Source organism: Paenibacillus sp. J31R122 (assembly GCF_056269185.1).
This window is the reverse complement of record NZ_JBWDNM010000001.1, coordinates 261,252-278,870: the sequence shown is the minus strand read 5'-3', so window position 1 is coordinate 278,870 and position 17,619 is coordinate 261,252. Positions and strand designations below refer to the sequence as shown.

Here is a 17,619-nt window from a genome sequence, read left to right as displayed (position 1 = left end):
TCCTGATCCCTAATCGATATGGTTTGAAAGCGTTATCAACTGATTTAGCTTATTATAGAGCATAGACTCTAATTTCGGCAACCTCCGCCCGTGGGCCGCCGTTCGTGCCATCGATCCATAATCTAATTTGCTTGGATGCGATCTCGCGCTCGAGCACATGTACTCTTTTTCGTTTATGGTTATCCCGTTCCCCCGCAACCTCAACCCATTCATCCTGGATGAATGCCTGAATCCGATAGCTGCGTACAACCTCGGGTATAGCCTCGAAAGCCGTGCGGTGATGGTGCAAATTGATTAAATCTTCATTGACGTCGTCGTTGAAGGTTAGATGGATTTCGGCGATCCTTTTCTCTTCCTCCCATTCAAGCTGTATCCATTCCGACTTGCCCACAATCATTTCTTCGGACACCCATAGATGCGGGCCGGCAAATGGCCGGATATATCCGTCCGTCACTTTTATGGCCGAGTATGCCTCTGTATTTGGCGTTATTTGCAAACATAATGGACGGCGATTCCATCGACGCATGCTCCATTGCGCTACTGGCTGTTCCGGCTGATGATCCTCCAAGAGGGAGGAAACGACCGGCTTAGGACCCTTCTCAAAGCACAGCACGCCGGTCAGCGGCATATCTGATCCGTGAAGCGTTATCGCTTCATTAGCTTTTATAATGAGGAAAGCATTACAGCTCGCATCCGGCTGCCATGGCAGATCCAGCTTAACCCATTGCCCACTGCCTTCGGTGACTAGCGTAGATGTTGCTGTTACTTTTTGCTTAGGCACATAATTTTCTCCCTTGCCCGTATGCCAGAGCTCCACTTCAAGCGTCGTAGCTTGTACGGCATCCAAAAGCAGCTCGACCGATTCAAGAGCAGGCTGAACAGGAAACAAAACGCCGAGATCCTTATCAAGCGGATGATTATACGTTGGGCTTGCGATGGAAATCTTATTCAATGTACTCGATGCCGTAATATGGGCTGATTTCGCCAGATCATGCGGATCCTCTCCTGCGATCCCGATAATGGACGCATCCTGCCGCAGCATGATCTGCTGCAAGTCATTCATATGATCTCGGTGCAGCACGCGCGGTGATATCCCTTTCTGAATAGATAATGCGGCGCCGCTGCCGGCCGCCTCCCCGATTACGGCACAGGTCGCCATTACCCTTGTCGTACCGAAGGCGACATGGGTAGCGCTAATATCCCGGCCAGCGAACATCAGATTGCTTACATTGCTGGAGTACAGACTGCGGAATGGAATATGGTAGATGCCGTCAGAATACAAATGCTTCGAGCCGCTTTCCGTCGAATACATTCCTTGCGGCGGATGAAGGTCAATCGACCAGCCTCCGAAGGCGACGCGATCGTTGAAAGGCTCCTGCGCGATAATATCGTTTTGATTCAGCATGTAGTCACCCTGAAAACGGCGATATTCCCGTTTGCCTGGAATAGATCCGATCCATTCCAGCGTCATGTTATCGGCTTCGAAGTTACCTGAATTTTTGATATAATCCCAAATGCCGTAAATAACCGACCAGAGCTCGTCGCGAATTCGTTCATTATCATGAACCGTATCCAATTCGCCTCCCCATTCTATCCACCAATAGTGGCAGCCGGAATCCCCGCTGCGGATAACTCGCTTCATTGGAATTGTCGTTTGCGTAATATCCTTGGCAAAGCTTGGAGGAATATATTTAACCGGCCGGTCTGCCTCCTTCGTATAAAAAAGAAGCGTGCTGCCAAGCGTAATGTCATCAGCTATGTCCGGTGCCCAGTCCTCGTTATACTCCTCCTTGGCTTCACGGCCAATCCTGTATTTGGCGCCAGCAAGAAAACCCGCGAGTCCATCTCCGGTACAGTCAATGAACATTTTGCTTTCAAACCGTATCTTTCGTTCCGAGCCCATCATCCATCCTGTAACGGAATGAATGATCCGGTCATCTTCCAGTCCCTCCGCCTCCACCTCGTGCACATCCGTATTCAGGAACAATTGGATGTTTTGCTCCGCTCGAACGGTCTCCAGCACAACAAGATCCCATAAATAAGGATTACCCTCAGGATTCCGATATTGGTTCTCGACAAACATTTCTCCCATAATGCCGGTTTCCCTCGCATACCGCTGCGTTCCATGCGCAGTGGCACCGCACACCCATACCCGTACTTCACTGCTGGAATTGCCTCCAAGTACAGGTCTGTTATTAATGAGCGACACAGTCTGTCCAAGACGTGCAGCAGCCACGGCAGCACATACGCCCGCCAATCCTCCGCCAATAACGGTAATATCGCTTTTTACTAATTCTAGCTTCATTTAAATCCCCTCCAAGCATAAATTTAATTTCATCTTATACGAGGGGCTCGTTATTTAACATGCACTGCGCTATCATAATAGCATATACTTTATTTCACTGCGGAGGCTTAGAGAAATGACCGTTCAAAGCTCCAGTCTTTTTCCCATTCTTTCACATCATGTCTTTTGGAATCATAAAGTAAAGTTTCAATTCAATGTGGACACCTACGATCATTGGGTTCTTTTTGCCGTAGAGGGAGGCAGCTTTTCCTACCAAATAGGCGAGGTCGAGGGAATGGCCCAAATGGGCGATGTGATCGTCTGTCCGCCGGGACTCAGCTTTCATCGCAGCGTTATAAACACGCTATCTTTTCATTTTATTGGATTTTCTTTCGGTTCCGTCTCGGACGACCTGGATCAGAAGAAAGAGGATGAGCTTGCTGTCCGCTTTCAACTAGACTCTTCAGCCTATAAGCTGTGCATTAGTCATTTGGAACGGCTTGTCGATAATTTGGGGTTCTTAAAGCAGCATGCCGATGCGGTGTTTGACCAGAAGCATTATTGGCAAAATCATGCTTTAAATGATATATGGCGCTTCTGCCAGCAGCCTAAAGCTCCCGCTGGCGATATGGAAATTCAACCGATGGACCCATTGATCGAGCAAGCGAAGCTGTTCATTCATCAGAATGGGTTCGGGGATATGAGCATGCTGGGGCTTGCAGCCGAGCTCGGAATCAGCCCCGTACAGTTTAGCCGCCGATTCAGTAAAAGCATGGGAATGACGCCCTCACAATACTTAAGCCATATTCGATTGGAGAAAGTAAAATCCCTGCTGATCGATACCCAGCTTCCCATAGAGAAAATTGCGCTGGCTTGCGGCTACAACAACGGGTTTTATTTAAGCCGTGTATTTACTAAAATGTTGAAAATCAGTCCTTCTGCCTACAGGAAAATGAACCGGGTATAGTTTGAGAGGTTGCAGGGTCACGTGAAGTTCCGCCCTATATACTAGATAACACAAATTATATACAATACGAACTAGATTATGATACCATTTCGTTATGTCGCGTGTTAAAGATTACCAGAAAATAAGCATCATTGTACTACTCAGGAAGGGGAATTACTGTTTTGCGTTATACCGTCTTTGAAGCTTTATCAATCGTATTTGCATTATTATGTTTCGTGCTTGTGTATTTCATATTTACGAGGTTTCTAAATCCTCGGAAAATAATTAAATTGCAAAATTGCAAAGTATGCTCCAAGAAAGTTGCTTCTTCAGCAAACAACTGCCCCCACTGTGGCGCAAGCCTTCGTTTACATCCTCTAATTAGATTTATACTTGGTCTAGTTTTATGGATTTTAACAATAATCATTGCGATTATCGGTTGTATTTTTCTGAAAACATTCCTATCAGCTTTGCCTTACATGTTCTAATAAAAAAAGAGAGGGGCGAAAGCTCCTCTTTACTATTTCCGCCAATACACCTCAACTATTAGTCTTTCCTCACTAACAGTTAACAGCACTCTACATGTGTCGTATGCGGAAACATAACCGGAACATGATTAATTCATACCTTCTTTTATCAAAAATTTGCTTTTATCCACTTTTTGAGTATTGTTAATTGCAGACTTGGACTTCACTCTATCACAGCACTACTAGTATACGTTATGATTATATCTATCCAACGTTGAATAAAGGTTTGGATTCTATACTTTTAATTGACAGCCAAATAATGGCCGCCCTTACAATAAATTTCGATACCGATCCTAAAGTCCAACAAGTAATCGAGATGATCAAATCCAGAGAAATTCAATATAATTAATAGTCAAAATACCTAAAGGGGGGTGATCCTTATAGATTTCATAAACGGGATCGGCAACTTACAAATTCCCTTCAATCACAATTTCATCCACATGCTCTAGCGTTGCTATCAACCACCGACTTACATAATCTATAAATTCAGCGCTAGATGGGTTATTGATTGCAAGTTGCGTCCAATGCTTCAGGATCATTTTCCATTCCGGCTTACTAATAAAATTCATGCCAGTGTCATCAAAATCCTCAAAGTCTGTCCCCTTACGCGGATATACCACTATTTTCCTGATAAGCATCAATTGTTCGAACAGAGGTGCGTCATCTAACAACAAAAGATATTTTTCAAAGTAATTTTGAACTTTCAGGCAATACATCGGGGGATCGGCTTAGACAATTGTTCCGATATGTGTTAAGGCAGGGGACCCTCACCCCTGACCTCATCGCTGCCAGCGATGTGCTCTCCCACCGTTGTTGGTTTCACTACCAAAGACACCCCGAGGCAATCAAAAATTTTCCAGAAAAAACTTTACTACCGAAAGTATACTTGATGTAATACCGGTATCAAATATTTGGAGGTGCTCCGTGTTTAAACCAGGCGTAACGATATGGTACAGCGTAAAAAGTTTGGACGAATCGATTCTTTTTTATAGGGAAAAGTTGGGGTTTGAGGTCGTATTCCACGACATATCCTCAGGAATGGCCATGATGAATACATCAACCCAAGGTTGTATCATTGGATTTTCGGAAGCGGAAGAGGTTATTCCTTCCACCTCATCGACTGTATTTGAAGTCTATGATATTGAGGCGGCAAGGAAATCATTGGAACAGAATGGCGTAACGTTTATTGGGGAGATAGAAACAGTACCGGATATGGTGAAGCTTGCAACTTTCGTGGATCCTAACGGACACAGCCTGATGTTATCCGAGGAATTGGTTCCGCTCAGAGTTATGAAAGCCGTGTACTCCAACTGTCGCAAGAGCTGTCGGGGCAGTGGACGGTCAAAAGCATGGAACATGCCCGTCTTGCTTGCTCTCCATTTCAACTACGAACACTTTCAAGATATAAGGCATGCCCTTGAGCGAGTGACGCCGCGCATGCTAGCATCTCGCTTGGGTGAGTTGCATGACTTGGGTGCAGTGAATAAACAGCTAATCGAACAACCGCGACCTTCATTTTTGTATCGGCTGCACTGCCATGTAGATAAGCCAATCAATCAGTTGGCTGCCAACTTGCAATCCATTCTATGAACCTGTGGCAATGGTTATCTAACGTAAAAAACCTATCAGTAGATATCCATGTCGTGCTCCACCGCTGCGCTAACTAACCCCTGGTGGAGCCTAGCAGCTACGACTTCGCATAGCTTGCCGCCGAGCGGCTTGTCGCGGATTTCGTCTGGACGACGTTATCCGGCTATACGCCGCATGGCCCTCGGTCCGAAGGCCCCGACCTGGAGCTCGTCCGGTGGATGAGCGAAGCGCTGCGCGTTACCGTTCGTCGCGGAAGGGCGCATCGGGACGCCCGAGGAAGCGGCGTCGGCCATGCGCGCTGGGGCGTCTTACGTGGGGGTCGGAGGCGCCATCACGCGCCCGCAGTTCATCGCGGAAGCGCGGGACGGCTTACCGGCTTCATCCGTCCATTCAGGAAGTTTATTCTGTATCGTCGAAAAAGCACATCCCGGGCGCGTTGCCGCGCTAATCGGAATGTGCTTAAATCAATTGTTCCCGCGTCTACTCCTGCTGCTGCCCCTCGATTAATTGAAGAACGCGATACAAGAACGTCGCTGCTTCCGCTCTGCTGGTCGTACTCTTCGGCTTCATATAGCCGTTGGAGCCCGTAACCAGCCCATGCTCGAACATCGTTGCCACGCTGTCCGCAGCATATGGCGCAATCTGGCTCGCATCACGGAAGCCCTCAAGTGTTGAACCGGATGCGGACGGCTTGATTGCCCCCGTCGTTTGCAGCGCTCGGGTCAGCATAACCATAGCGTCCTGGCGGCTGATTGAGTCACGAGGAGCAAAGTTAACTTCGTTCACTCCCGAAACGATTCCCAATTGCTTGGCGATGGACACCGCATCGTAGTAATAATCATTCGGCTTCACATCGGCGAACGTCGAGGTAATCTCGGCGCGCAGGTCAAGCATGTTCACCAGCATCAGGATAAAATCAGCTCGCGTTACTTGATTTGCGGGGCTGAAAGTGCCATTTTCGATCGAGGTGCCTTTGACGATGCCTCTTTCGGCCAGCTTCTCGATCGCCTCGCGCGCCCATTCATGCTTGCCAAGGTCAGTGAACGCAGCCGGTTTCTTGCCGCCGACAGCATAGACGCCGACTTGGTCGATGGAGAATCGCAGTACGCCCTTGTCTTTGTCATAAGACGCGCCATCAATTGCCGCCGCGCTGTTGCCCGTCAGCTCAAAAGCTTGCAGATCAGCTGCTTGCTCTCCCGCTTGAAGCGAATATGGAATCGCAATGGAAATCGGTGCCTTCGCATTGTTCCAAGACAGAGCTTCACCGTCCAGTTGCAATGCAATTTCCACGATTGGCCTGTTGCCGATCCGGCCAGCCGCTTCGTTGCCGCGATACTCGCCTGCATGGTCGCTTACGATAACGAGCAGCTTTCCGGCATTCTCCTTGACTCCAGCCAGCATGTCGCCAGTCAAAGCAAGCTGGGCATACGGCGTGGAGATATGCAGAATCAGATTAGACTGGTTCGTCAGATTAGATGCCGGAAGCTCCAAAGCATAGCTGCCAGCCGCGTTCGACGGCTTCAATTCAAGACGAATATGCTTGTTGCCTTTGCTGTCGGCTGTTGCCTTAAGAATCGCGGCATTCAGATCCGCTTCTCCGACCGAAGCCGCAGCCTGATTGCCTTTCAATGTCGGGACAAGCACGGCTTTGACTGAACCGTCCGCTTGCAACGTATACGGATCTTGCGCCGGACCGCCTCCAATGCTGCCTCCATTGCCTCCGCCAGTGGAAGGCGGCTTGCGATATTCGAAGGCGGCCTGCTCTGGAGTCGTCATGTCATCCGTTTCAAGCTCGACCATATACAGTCCTTGCTCTTCTCCGGTCAACGTAAAGGCGATGCGGAAGCTTCCGTCATCCTCAGTGCCCGTCTGACCTGTATATTGAATGTTGCCTTTTGGGTCAAGCACTTTGACATACAAATGTTCTTTCTTGCCGTTCATGACCAACCCGTCGATCGTGACTTTCTTCGTGGAGGCGTCCACGGCGGCTTGTATGCCGTCCAATGTCTTCAGCTCTTGCTGCTGGGCAAGATCGTACACGCCGAATTCATAGAAGGAATAACCGTAGAACGTTGCCCGATTCAGTCCCTCAAACTTGATGTATCTTGCCGTCGTTGCCGGGAATACCAGCGTATTCTTGCCGTCGGACGCTTTAACCACGCCATTGTTGCCGACTTTCAAGGGCTCCCACGTCTGCTTATCATCCGAGACGCTCAGACGGTATTGGTCCGCGCGCGCATATTCCCAATCGATGCGGATCGTATCGAAGGTTTGCTTGCTGTCCAGATCGATCTGGAACCAAGCGGTATCGCGCACTTCGCTCGCCCAGCGCGTGCCCGGTGCGCCATCCAGCGCTTTCGAAGGCTCCAGACCTGCGGCTTCCGTCGAGGATGCCTCTGCTTCTTTGTCTTGCGCGATGCTGCCGATCTCGTAATACACGCCTTCCTTCAGCGCCGTATAAGCGCCTTCCGTTACAAATTCAAGGCCTTTAGCCCCTTCCAGCTTCGCATTGAATGCCAGCAAATAGCCTATGGCTTGCTCAGGATCGCTCTCTTGTGTACGCTCCATCATGATCAGGGCGTTGCGCATAGCGCGGATCGTATCGGCATTGCTAAGCTGCTTGTTGTCCGCGTATTTATCAACAAGAGCCAATAGACCTTCAGCGCCCAAACGTGCTTCTATTACGAATTTAACCGTCTTGGATTTGGCGGCCGCCACCGTCAGCTCCAGCACATGCTTGCCCGGCTTGCCCGTCAGATCTACAACAGTTCCTTCCGTATAAGGCTTGCCGTCATACTTGGCCGTTACTTTAACGATCCCGCTGCCGTCATCTCCCGGAATAGTCCAGGTGAAAGCGGCCTGTGTCGTATCAGGCACAATCGTATGCTCCGAGATCGGCTCCCCGTTCATGAGCGCTACAACATCAGGCGGAGCGGCGTCTTGCTTCTGATAAGTGCCTTTCACGAATTGATATAGCCAATCGTAGAGGACGCGAGTAGCAGGGTCCGCGCTTTTCGCCGCGTTGTAAACGGCGTTGTTGCCTTGATAGTAAGCTTTATACCCTTGCTGCATCAGCCCTGTATCCACGCCGCTGTTCAAGTAATCGATGAACCTCTCGCGGAAGACGGCGTCGTTGATCATCCGGTCATCGAACTCCAGCTCCAGCGACATGCCGTACCGTTTCGCCATATCCGCTGTATCTTCCAGACGCGAAGGATCCAGTTTCTCGAAGAAATAGTTCGGCTGCAGAGAGATGGCATCAATGCCGACATCCTTCCACATGAATGCCTTATAGGCCATAAAATGAGGAATCCAGAACATCTTCAGGCCAGCGTTATGAACGATTTCGCTCGCTTTCTTGACCATCTCCGGGCCAGTCGAATGCGTGCTGATTTGTTCCTCCAGCCAATACATGCCGACGAGCTCCAGGTTCGAGTAGCCCGCAGCCGACCATCTGGACTTGACTTCATCGGTCCACCACTGAATCGCTTTGGCCCGGTTGTCCAGCGATGCGACATTACCGACCACACTTAGATTGAAGTTCAGATTTTCACCGTTAATGCTGCCGAAATCGGACTGATATTCGCCCGGATCGGGAATCATCAGCACAACCTTCGTCTTACGGTCAGGCTCTCCAAGCTTCGCGCCGACCTCGACCGTCGCCTCGTTCAACGCGCTCATATCCCCGCCGGCGTTAAACGTTTTATTCAAATACCATTCCCATTCCTCTTTTCTGGCTTTGCCGGGCGCTTCCGTCGCTCCGAAGCCTCTGCCGTTCTCCGACGTCAAACCCAGATACAGCACGCCGTCGAACAACCAATCAACAGGCTCCCCTTGCTTGTTCACATAGCTGATATTTGGGATAACCCGTTCCTTTGTCCAAGTTCCTGTGCCGTCCGGGTAATGCCCGTTATACAGCAAGCCCAGATTCTGAATCCCGCCAGTAGCATCCCCAGACTGCTGGAGACCGTAAGGCTCAGGCTGCACCGGTTGAGCTCCGTCGATCAAGCCGTCCGCGCCGGTAATCGTCACCTCGTCGATCATGCTCCATGCCCTTGGATGCATGGAGAACACCACTTTCACATACCGAGCGTACACGAGTCCTTCGGTATAATCGCCACGCTTGACGGCTCCAGTCTCTGCGCTGCCGTCCCACGTAAACGTCTCGATGTCGGTCTGATCGCCCCATAACAATTTGGTCGCATTATGGGACAATACGCCCCAGTTCACCTCATCGTCCGACACGTAGAATGAAACGGTGAGCGGTACGAGCGTTTCATTGTTCGGCCAATCGTGCAGGAAACGAGCGTTCACCTCCTGGATTGTCTTTTGCTCGCCTAGATCAAATACAACCGAACGGGATTTCATGTTGCGGTGGCCCACCCAGTTGCCGCTGTTACGCGATAGATCGGCAGCATTGCCGTCCGTCAGCTTCGTCCCGTCATCCGGGAAAGCGTCCTCCGGCTGTTCCGACCAAGTGTACGTTTTCCCTTGAGCCACATTGTAGAAGTCGGCGTTTTCTCCGCCCGCCTCCTCCGCATACACGGAGGATATCAACGAGAACAGCATGACCGGAACAAGCAACAAAGCAGTCAAACTTCGTCTAGTTTTCACCTAAGCTCACGCTCTCTTTCTATGCATAATTAGTTCTGCTCCTGCGCTTGCAATTCTGCAAGCGCATCGAGCATGTTCAGAATGACGACCACAGCTTCAGCACGCGTCGCCGAGGCGGCCGGGGCAAACCGGTTGTCCCCGCGACCGTTCATTACTCCCGCTTCCTGGGCTGCTGCCACGTACGGCTTCGCCCAAGCCGGGATTTGATCCGCATCCGCATAAGAGAGCTCATGCCCTTCCGCAGTCTTCAAGCCCAAGCCGCGAACGATCATCGCTGCCAGCTCTGCTCGGCTAATCGAAGCCTTCGGTCGGAATGTCCCATCCGCATAGCCGCTGATCAGGCCGGATTCCAAGGCTTGCGCAATATAAGGATTCGCCCAGGCTTGAATCGAGCCTGCGTCCGCGAAGTCCAGCGAACGGTTCGCACCTTGCAGCTTCAACGCTTTGACCAGCATGACGACGAATTCGTCTCTGCTGACCGTCTTATTCGGCTTGAACATCTCGTCGGTATAGCCCGCTACAAATCCAAGCTCTACGGCCTGTTTGATGGACGCTTCTGCCCAATGGCTCGCAATATCGTTCAGTCGAACCGTTGTCGATCCGCCAGACTCCCCGCCATTGCCGTTGCCGTTCTCATTGCCATTGCCTGGATCTCCACCTCCCGGATTCGAACCGCCGTTTTGGCCTTCTTCCGGATCTGGAGTTATTGGAGTCGGAACCCATCCTCCGCCACCGGAGCTAGGCAACGCTTTGATTTTGATCTTGAACGTTTTCTCCGCGGATGCAGCTCCCTTGCTGATCGTCGCGGTCAGCAAGACCTCCATCTCGCTGCTTGACGGACGTTGCAACAACTGTCCGTTGGCATTCAGATAGTCGGGCTTCGAGCTGCTCCAGACGATACGCGTGCCGAGCTGTCCTTTCTGCGGAAGATAGAGATTCGCGGCAATGCTTTCATTCACGTTAAGCTCGATCAGACCCATTACGTCTTCGATCGTTAGACGATCGCGCGCAACGCTCAGCCCGGCATACGCCTGCTCGGCCTCAGGACGAGTCAGCTGGGCGGTTTGAATCGCCGCAGTCGCTTGTACCATCGCCTGTTGAAGCTGTGCCCAGCCCTCAGGAGAGTAATTGTCCTCCACGAGCTTGTCTGCCTCGATAGCCGTCAACAGGTCGATAATCGGCCGTAGATTGCCGAGCTTATATTCCTCGCCGTACACTTCAAATTCCTCAAAGGAATAGCCGAACATGGTAGCTCTGGACACGCCTTCGAACTTCACGTATCTGGCTGGCGTGCTTTGGAAGGTAGTTACGACGCGTCCCGGCTTGCCGTTAATCTCGCCGTTGTTGTCTTTCACAACGTTCGTCCAGTTCTCCTTGTCCTCGGACACGAGAAAGCGGTACTTCGAACCGTAAGCCGTTTGCCACAAAATAGATACAGCATCAATGTTCTTCACTTCACCCAGATCCACCATGAACCAGGTATCGTCCACCCAATCGCTGGACCATCTGGTGTCCCCTCTGCCGTCCACCGCTTTGTCCGCCGTGTAGGACGAGGATTCCGGCTGCGAGGATTCGGCTTGCTTATGCAAAGCCAGATTTCCATGCAGGTCCACGTAGGTGTTCCTTACGATGAGTTCGTCAATCAGGCCTTTAAAAGCATTCGTTTCACTGCCGATTTTGGCTACTGGCAATACGAACGTTTCCAGCTTGGAGCCGTCTTTGAGAGTAGCCGTATACTCACTGCCGTTAATGAAGATGGAGGTCCCCGTGTCGTCGCCGATCATAATGACATGGGTCCAGCGATCGGTCGGCAGCTTATAATTGAATTCGCTGACGTAATTTTCTTTCGTGATGGCCAGTTTGCCGCTGCCCCCAATGTTGTATTTCAGCTGTCCGTCCGGAGATTCCAGCAGCACAGCTCCTTGCGGGTTGTCAGCGTCCGGTTTGATCCACATGGACATCGTCCAGCCGAAACCGAGCGTGCGAAGCGGCGTTTCCACATAACTGGCTCCGCCTTCGAGCCTCACTGCTTGCCCGAAGATTCCCTTCTCCGTGCCTGCATTCACCGCGTTCCCGTCAAAGCCGTTGCCCGAACGATCCGTCAAGCCTTCGTCGAAAGTATAATCGAGCACAATATTGCGCTCATTGTCGACTTGAAGCTTGTGCGACTGATGAACACCCGGCGGGTCCACATACTTTGCGGCATCCGCCTGGAAGCTTGCAAAGTTCCGGTCGACGCGATTGCCTCTCCACAGCTTCTCCGCCAACACTTGCATGGAAGGCAAGATACGCTGATGCGAGTCCGCCATGGAGACGCCCTTCTCTACGGACACGTCGTTCCAGAGCGCGAACATGCCGCCTTTTACCTGCGGGTGTCCATAAGGAAGCTTCGTCTCCAGCCAATCGTTAGGCTCCCACTCCTTGTAAATAAAATCGTAATTCAAATAGCTGCGGTACAGCTGCGGAACGATATAGAGCAAGTTCGTGTTGGTATTGACAACGTCGTAGCCAAGCTCAATGGCCTGCAGGACGCTTCCGTACGGCTCATACCAGATGTCCATCGTCGCATTGTTGCTGACTGGCGTCGTGCCGTCGTATGCGGACAGACTGCCCCACAGACGGGCACGCTTGCCTTTGCTGTTAATGTGGTTAAGGAGCATATCCGCGTATCTGCGGAACGCCTCCTTGTCGTCGCCGAAATATTCATCTGTGCCGACATGCACGTCCGGGCCGACGAAGGTCGGATTACTGCCGTCGAGATACTCGTCAAAGAGTTCTTTAATGAAGTCGAGCGTCTCCGGACGTTTGATATCCAGCTGATTGTTGCTGCCCATCCTAGGGTCGTAAGCGATGAACGCGCCGGAATGGCCCGGCGTATCGATTTCCGGCACAACGTTTACGCCGTATTCCATCCCAAGCAGCTGCAGGTCTCTGAATTGCTGCTTCGTATAGAAGCCGTCCTTGCTCGTCACTCCCGGGAATGTCTCGCTCTCCAGACGGAAGTAACCGACATCGCCGACATCATCGTTCAGGTGAATCTGGAACCGATTCATCTTATAGTAGGACATCAGCTTGACATAGTCCCGCAAAAACTCGATCGTATAAAACTTGCGGCCCACATCGAGCATGAAGCCTCGATCCGCGTATTTCGGATAATCGCGCGTTTGCCCCCTGGGCATCGCCTTATGATCGGCAGCGTGGCCGAGCAGTTGAAGGATCGTTCTTGTGCCGAACATGACGCCCGTCTGATCGGAGCCAGCGACGGAAGCATATTCGCCGATATTCAGCTCATAGCCCTCTGTCCCCAATCCCGCTTGCGCGGCATCCAGCACCAAATAGATGTCCCCCTCTTGAGGTGAACCAAACGTTACCGTCAGCGGAAGCTTCGTTAAATCAAGCAAGTCCTTCCGCAAAATATTGGCCGTCCCCCGCAGAGCCGCTTCATCCTCCGCGCGAATGACGATATTGGATTTGTCCGTCAAGCGGAACTCACCGGTTGCGCCCAGCCACTCACGCAAAGAAGGAATGACTCGCGGCTCCGGGTTCCGATCGCTCGTCTGCTCGTAGAGACCGGGTACGGTGACTAGCGCATTATCCGCTAAGAGATATGTCGGATCGCTGTCGCTCTGGATTTGCAGCAGCAGCTGAACCTGAGTATCCACAAGCGGCGCATGAATATTGCCCTGCGCGTCGATCACCGGCAAGCTGTCCGTGTTCACCAGCGTCAGCGTAAAACCATCCGGTACAGCGGGCAGGTTCAGCTGAGTGTCCCCTTCGGAGACGACGATGCTGTTTTTGACCGCATCCATCATAGGCGGCAGCTGCGGTCTGCCTTTGTATACCTCGAACTCCCAGAAGGAGTATCCGTAATAGACACCCTCAATTGGACGTCGCGTTACTCCTTGGAACTTGACGTATCGCGCCACTGTCGGCTCGAAATCGATCGTATCTTCGACTGGTCCGCGGGCGACGAGCACGCGGTTGTCCGCGAATACGTTCTTCCAGGTTACCGCGTCGTCAGACACGAGAACTTGGTATTGTTCCGCCGGCGTCTGCCAGTTGATGATGACTCTTCCGATTTCTACAGGCCCGCCCAGATCAACGTAGAACCACTGGTTATCCGTTCTTTCAGATGACCAGCGGCTTGAATTCTTGTTGCCGCCGTCGACCGCTTTCTCAGGCCCGAAAAAGTCTACTTCGTTCGACGACGAATAAGCCGTCTTTCCTAAAGCCAAGTTCCCTGTTGCGGCTTCGGACTTCTCCGATGAAACGGCAACTAAGATGAAAGCGATAACAAAAAACACTAAAAAAATATTCCTATACCGTAAACGCACTAAGATCCCCCCCGTTGTTTATTAGCTCGAATTTTACTCCAGCTTACCGCATGACCCTCCATGCTCAACTGCTGCAGCAATTTTATTATAAGTAGGGGCATTCGTTTCATCGATATACTTGTGTTTACAATCCATATACAAATGTTGACATTCGGCCTTCTACGGTGAATCAAGGCTAAGCATGCTAGCATTTCGGTCATATCTGTTGCCAATTAATAGAACAAAATCGTGATCCTTTCGAAGAGTAGTGAAAAAGAAAAAAGCCATTTCAGTAGAAGTGGCTTTTCTTCATGTTATAGAATATCGAAGACTAGACGAAGAACTATTTAGGAGTAAAATAGGCTGTCGAGAAAGTCTCGACAGCCTGGCCATCACGATTTGTGATGGCGTTCCCTTCGTATGGAGCCTAGGGGATACGCCCTACGTCTACCCGTCATGGGATGGCAGAATCTTGATCGAATGGCTGAAGTTTACTCGACGAGGACCTTTAGCGGTAGATTCAGACGCCGTGCTCGTCCGTTTGAGGTTTTCCTTCGAAGCGTCACATTCACTCCCTGCGCGCGGGCGAACCCCTATTTTGGGGTTCATCTCCCCCTAGGCAATCCATACAAAAAAACGCCATCACGTAATGTGATGACGTTCCTTTTGTATGGAGCCAAGGGGGATCGAACCCCTGACCTCATCGCTGCCAGCGATGCGCTCTCCCAGCTGAGCTAAGCCCCCACGATAAATCATTTGCAATTTCCTATGGTAGTGTAACCACCCATACTTAGACTCCCACGGTGGTTAGTTTCAATATCAAATTCTCAGTCTTCGTACCCGTCACGCGACGTGGCAAGATTTTGCCTCGCTCCCTGGGGGCTTAGCTGCTCCAATTCCCGCAGCTGATTAACTTACGAAGCAAGTCCAACTCTTTGTAATCCACGTGGGTAATTTTATTTACCTTGACGTTTGTTACGGCCGTCATGGCGGAATTTACGAGGCTCTCTATTTAAATTGCTCTCGATACTGACTCGGAGTTACTTGTACAATTTTCTTGAAGTTACGATTAAAATTCGAGGCTGTGCTATAACGCAGCGTCTCTGCAATATCGGAAATCTTCATATCTGTTTCCTTCAACCACTTCTTGGACACTTCGATTCGATATTGCGATAAATATTCTGTGAAGTTGATCCCCGTATCCTTCTTGAAAACCCTGCTAATATAGCTAGGATGATAATTCAGACGGGCAGCAAAAAGCTCAATATTGAGATCCTTATCATAGCTTTCATGAATGGCTTCAATTATTTCTTTAGAGATATTAACCTCTTGCTTTCTTTGCTTATCCTCCATCCATTTGATCAAGGGCATCAAAACCTCTTGTTCAAACCACGATTGAATTTTGTCAGGAGATTGCATTCTTAGCAAGATATCCGATGTAAAGACATCCTTCTGAAAAATATCTTGTACAGATGCTCCCGCGTCCTGCACCATCCCCGTCAAATTATTGAATAATCTACCTAAGAATATTTGATAGTCGTAGTGGTTCACAGTGTTCTCAAAATAACGAGAAACCATTTGCTCGAGGCCCTCTTTCGCTTGTACGATATCCAATTGTCTGACAGCCTCTAAAATGCGGAACTCCATATCCTTAGGATAGCGAAAGTGAACCTGCTTCTCCGGTTGAACCTCATCAATAAAAAGGATGGACTCCTGTCCCAATCGAATTCGATAGGCTAATGCATCTAAGCTTTCCTGATGCGCAACAGGTGCATGGACGAAATGACTATAGCCACGACTTATGCCAACACTGACCTTTAATTTCAGGTAATGCTTTATATTTCTCTGAATACTTTCTGCATTATTGAACACCGATACCTTAAGTGGTATGGCGACGTCTACGGGGGAGCCAACAAACAATAGCAGACACTGATTTTGAATGATCGGACTAAGCCTCATGCCCGTAGGAATGATTTCCTCAACCATGTTATGAATGGCAAACAACAGCAAGTCAGTATCCTTTTCCGAATATTGCGTATCTTCTAATGTATCAATTTGCAGGGCAATCATGCACCACTGATCCCAATCGACCGGATAACCATACTTTTCAAGATTGTCCTCCAGCTCATCCGCCTTAATATCTCCTAGAAGCAACCTGATGACATAGAACACGCGTGCTTGCCTGTTTAAGCTCTCGATCTCATCGACCATTCTCGTTTGCGACTGTACCATATGCTGAACCTGATCACCAATATACTGTAGCTCATTTCCCTTTAACAGTATGGCATCAGGTTTGATGAACCTATAAATTCGACGTATCGGTGAATACATTCGAAGGGAAACAATAATTGAGGTGATAACAACAAGTACAATAAGAATGCCAATCGCGATTATTGTATAGCCTCTTATGATTTTCGACTTTTCAGTGAGGCTTTCCAGTGGGGTTAGAGAAATGTAAGTCCATTGATTGTATAAGGACCGATTATAGATGACTGCATACTTCTTACCCTTAATCTCATAGCTAAAAAATCCCGCAGGCTCAGTCTTCTTTAAAAGCTCCATATAATAAGTGCTATTCCTTACATTCGTCCCAATTTCATCAGAATTCATATGAGAGAGGATGACCCCATCGGAATCTACAATCATAACGGTTCCCAGCTGCCCTCCCCCGGTTAAACGTTTACTTATCTCGTTCATGGGAACGTTAACCGTGATCAAACCATAGGGGTCGGAGGAATTCAGAGGAATATGCTTAATCAGCTTTAATACAAAGCCTAACTTCTCATCTTTAATTAACTTCCAATAGGAACGCTTCTGATCGTCTCGGTAGGCTGTAAGCTGCTGCTTCAATTGTCGAAGATATTCATCCTGCACATTATTCGATTTTCGAGCTTCCATGGGGTACACCGACCCACTCTCCACTAGCCAGTTCTTACGAAAGCTGATCAGATGAACATCATTAATGCCCAGCTCGAATACTTGGATTTGTACCAGCTTATAAATCAAGCTCTTAAACGTCGTTAAATACTCATATTGGTAGGGAAGATCAAGCGCAGTAGACATGGAAACTGCGTTTGTCGTCACTGGTCCTCCGATCGTCTGGGTCGTGAGCGTATCGATTGTTCTCAGATGGGACTCCACCTGTTCCTTGTTCTGTTGCAGAATAAGTCGGTTTCCCGCTGTAACCTCCTCCTGAACAATCGTCGCAGATTTCGTGTACGACAAATAACCTAGCAGGAGCAGAGGCAGGATTCCCAGTATACAACTAATAAGAACAAGGCTTTTAAAGAAACTAGGTGTTTTGAATCGTTTCATGTAAGCCTCCTGAAATGATCTCGATACAAA

The 17,619-nt window shown here is 49.7% G+C and carries 9 protein-coding genes, 1 tRNA gene and 1 pseudogene; 3 read left to right on the top strand and 8 right to left on the bottom strand.

Going from position 1 to position 17,619, the window contains the following annotated elements:
- Positions 1–52 precede the first annotated feature (52 nt).
- Positions 53–2,305 carry an FAD-dependent oxidoreductase gene (locus AC0YN7_RS00985; protein WP_475808076.1) on the bottom strand — a complete coding sequence of 751 codons (2,253 nt, stop codon included), beginning with the start codon at positions 2,303–2,305 and terminating at the stop codon, positions 53–55.
- A gap of 115 nt (positions 2,306–2,420) precedes the next feature.
- On the opposite strand from AC0YN7_RS00985, the gene AC0YN7_RS00980 reads away from it, so the two are divergent.
- Positions 2,421–3,251, top strand: coding sequence for a helix-turn-helix domain-containing protein (locus AC0YN7_RS00980; RefSeq protein ID WP_475808075.1), 831 nt, complete (start codon positions 2,421–2,423; stop codon positions 3,249–3,251).
- Between the two features lie 913 nt (positions 3,252–4,164).
- Here the strand turns inward: AC0YN7_RS00980 and AC0YN7_RS00975 are convergent.
- Positions 4,165–4,473, bottom strand: a complete 309-nt coding sequence (locus tag AC0YN7_RS00975; RefSeq protein WP_475808074.1) for a hypothetical protein — start codon at positions 4,471–4,473, stop codon at positions 4,165–4,167.
- A 208-nt stretch (positions 4,474–4,681) separates the two neighbouring features.
- Between AC0YN7_RS00975 and AC0YN7_RS00970 the strand changes: the two genes are divergently transcribed.
- Entirely contained in the window at positions 4,682–5,347 is a 666-nt protein-coding gene (locus AC0YN7_RS00970) for a VOC family protein (protein WP_475808073.1), read from the top strand.
- A gap of 291 nt (positions 5,348–5,638) precedes the next feature.
- Positions 5,639–5,854, top strand: coding sequence for a hypothetical protein (locus AC0YN7_RS00965; protein WP_475808072.1), 216 nt, complete (start codon positions 5,639–5,641; stop codon positions 5,852–5,854).
- On the opposite strand, the gene AC0YN7_RS00960 is transcribed toward AC0YN7_RS00965, so the two are convergent.
- The 6 genes and pseudogenes from AC0YN7_RS00960 to AC0YN7_RS00935 form a co-directional block, all read right to left on the bottom strand.
- A complete protein-coding gene (locus AC0YN7_RS00960; protein WP_475808071.1) occupies positions 5,828–9,961 on the bottom strand; it encodes a DUF4855 domain-containing protein in 4,134 nt (1,377 codons plus the stop codon). The genes AC0YN7_RS00965 and AC0YN7_RS00960 overlap by 27 nt on opposite strands.
- Positions 9,962–9,990: 29 nt before the next feature.
- Positions 9,991–14,265 carry a discoidin domain-containing protein gene (locus AC0YN7_RS00955; protein WP_475808475.1) on the bottom strand — a complete coding sequence of 1,425 codons (4,275 nt, stop codon included), beginning with the start codon at positions 14,263–14,265 and terminating at the stop codon, positions 9,991–9,993.
- 680 nt (positions 14,266–14,945) lie between these two features.
- Positions 14,946–15,017: transfer RNA gene (locus tag AC0YN7_RS00950), tRNA-Ala, on the bottom strand.
- A 47-nt stretch (positions 15,018–15,064) separates the two neighbouring features.
- On the bottom strand, positions 15,065–15,133 hold the full coding sequence (locus AC0YN7_RS00945) for a hypothetical protein (protein ID WP_475808474.1): 69 nt from the start codon (positions 15,131–15,133) through the stop codon (positions 15,065–15,067).
- Positions 15,134–15,178: 45 nt separating this feature from the next.
- Positions 15,179–15,302: pseudogene (locus AC0YN7_RS00940) on the bottom strand (30S ribosomal protein S18); the annotation flags it as partial.
- Positions 15,283–17,589, bottom strand: a complete 2,307-nt coding sequence (locus tag AC0YN7_RS00935; protein WP_475808070.1) for a helix-turn-helix domain-containing protein — start codon at positions 17,587–17,589, stop codon at positions 15,283–15,285. The pseudogene AC0YN7_RS00940 and the gene AC0YN7_RS00935, both read right to left, overlap by 20 nt.
- Positions 17,590–17,619 lie beyond the last annotated feature (30 nt).

Coding starts and splice junctions, on each gene's coding strand:
- AC0YN7_RS00935 (WP_475808070.1), bottom strand. CDS start 17,589: ATGAAACGATTCAAAACACCTAGTTTCTTTAAAAGCCTTGTTCTTATT.
- AC0YN7_RS00975 (WP_475808074.1), bottom strand. CDS start 4,473: ATGTATTGCCTGAAAGTTCAAAATTACTTTGAAAAATATCTTTTGTTG.
- AC0YN7_RS00985 (WP_475808076.1), bottom strand. CDS start 2,305: ATGAAGCTAGAATTAGTAAAAAGCGATATTACCGTTATTGGCGGAGGA.
- AC0YN7_RS00965 (WP_475808072.1), top strand. CDS start 5,639: ATGCGCGCTGGGGCGTCTTACGTGGGGGTCGGAGGCGCCATCACGCGC.
- AC0YN7_RS00980 (WP_475808075.1), top strand. CDS start 2,421: ATGACCGTTCAAAGCTCCAGTCTTTTTCCCATTCTTTCACATCATGTC.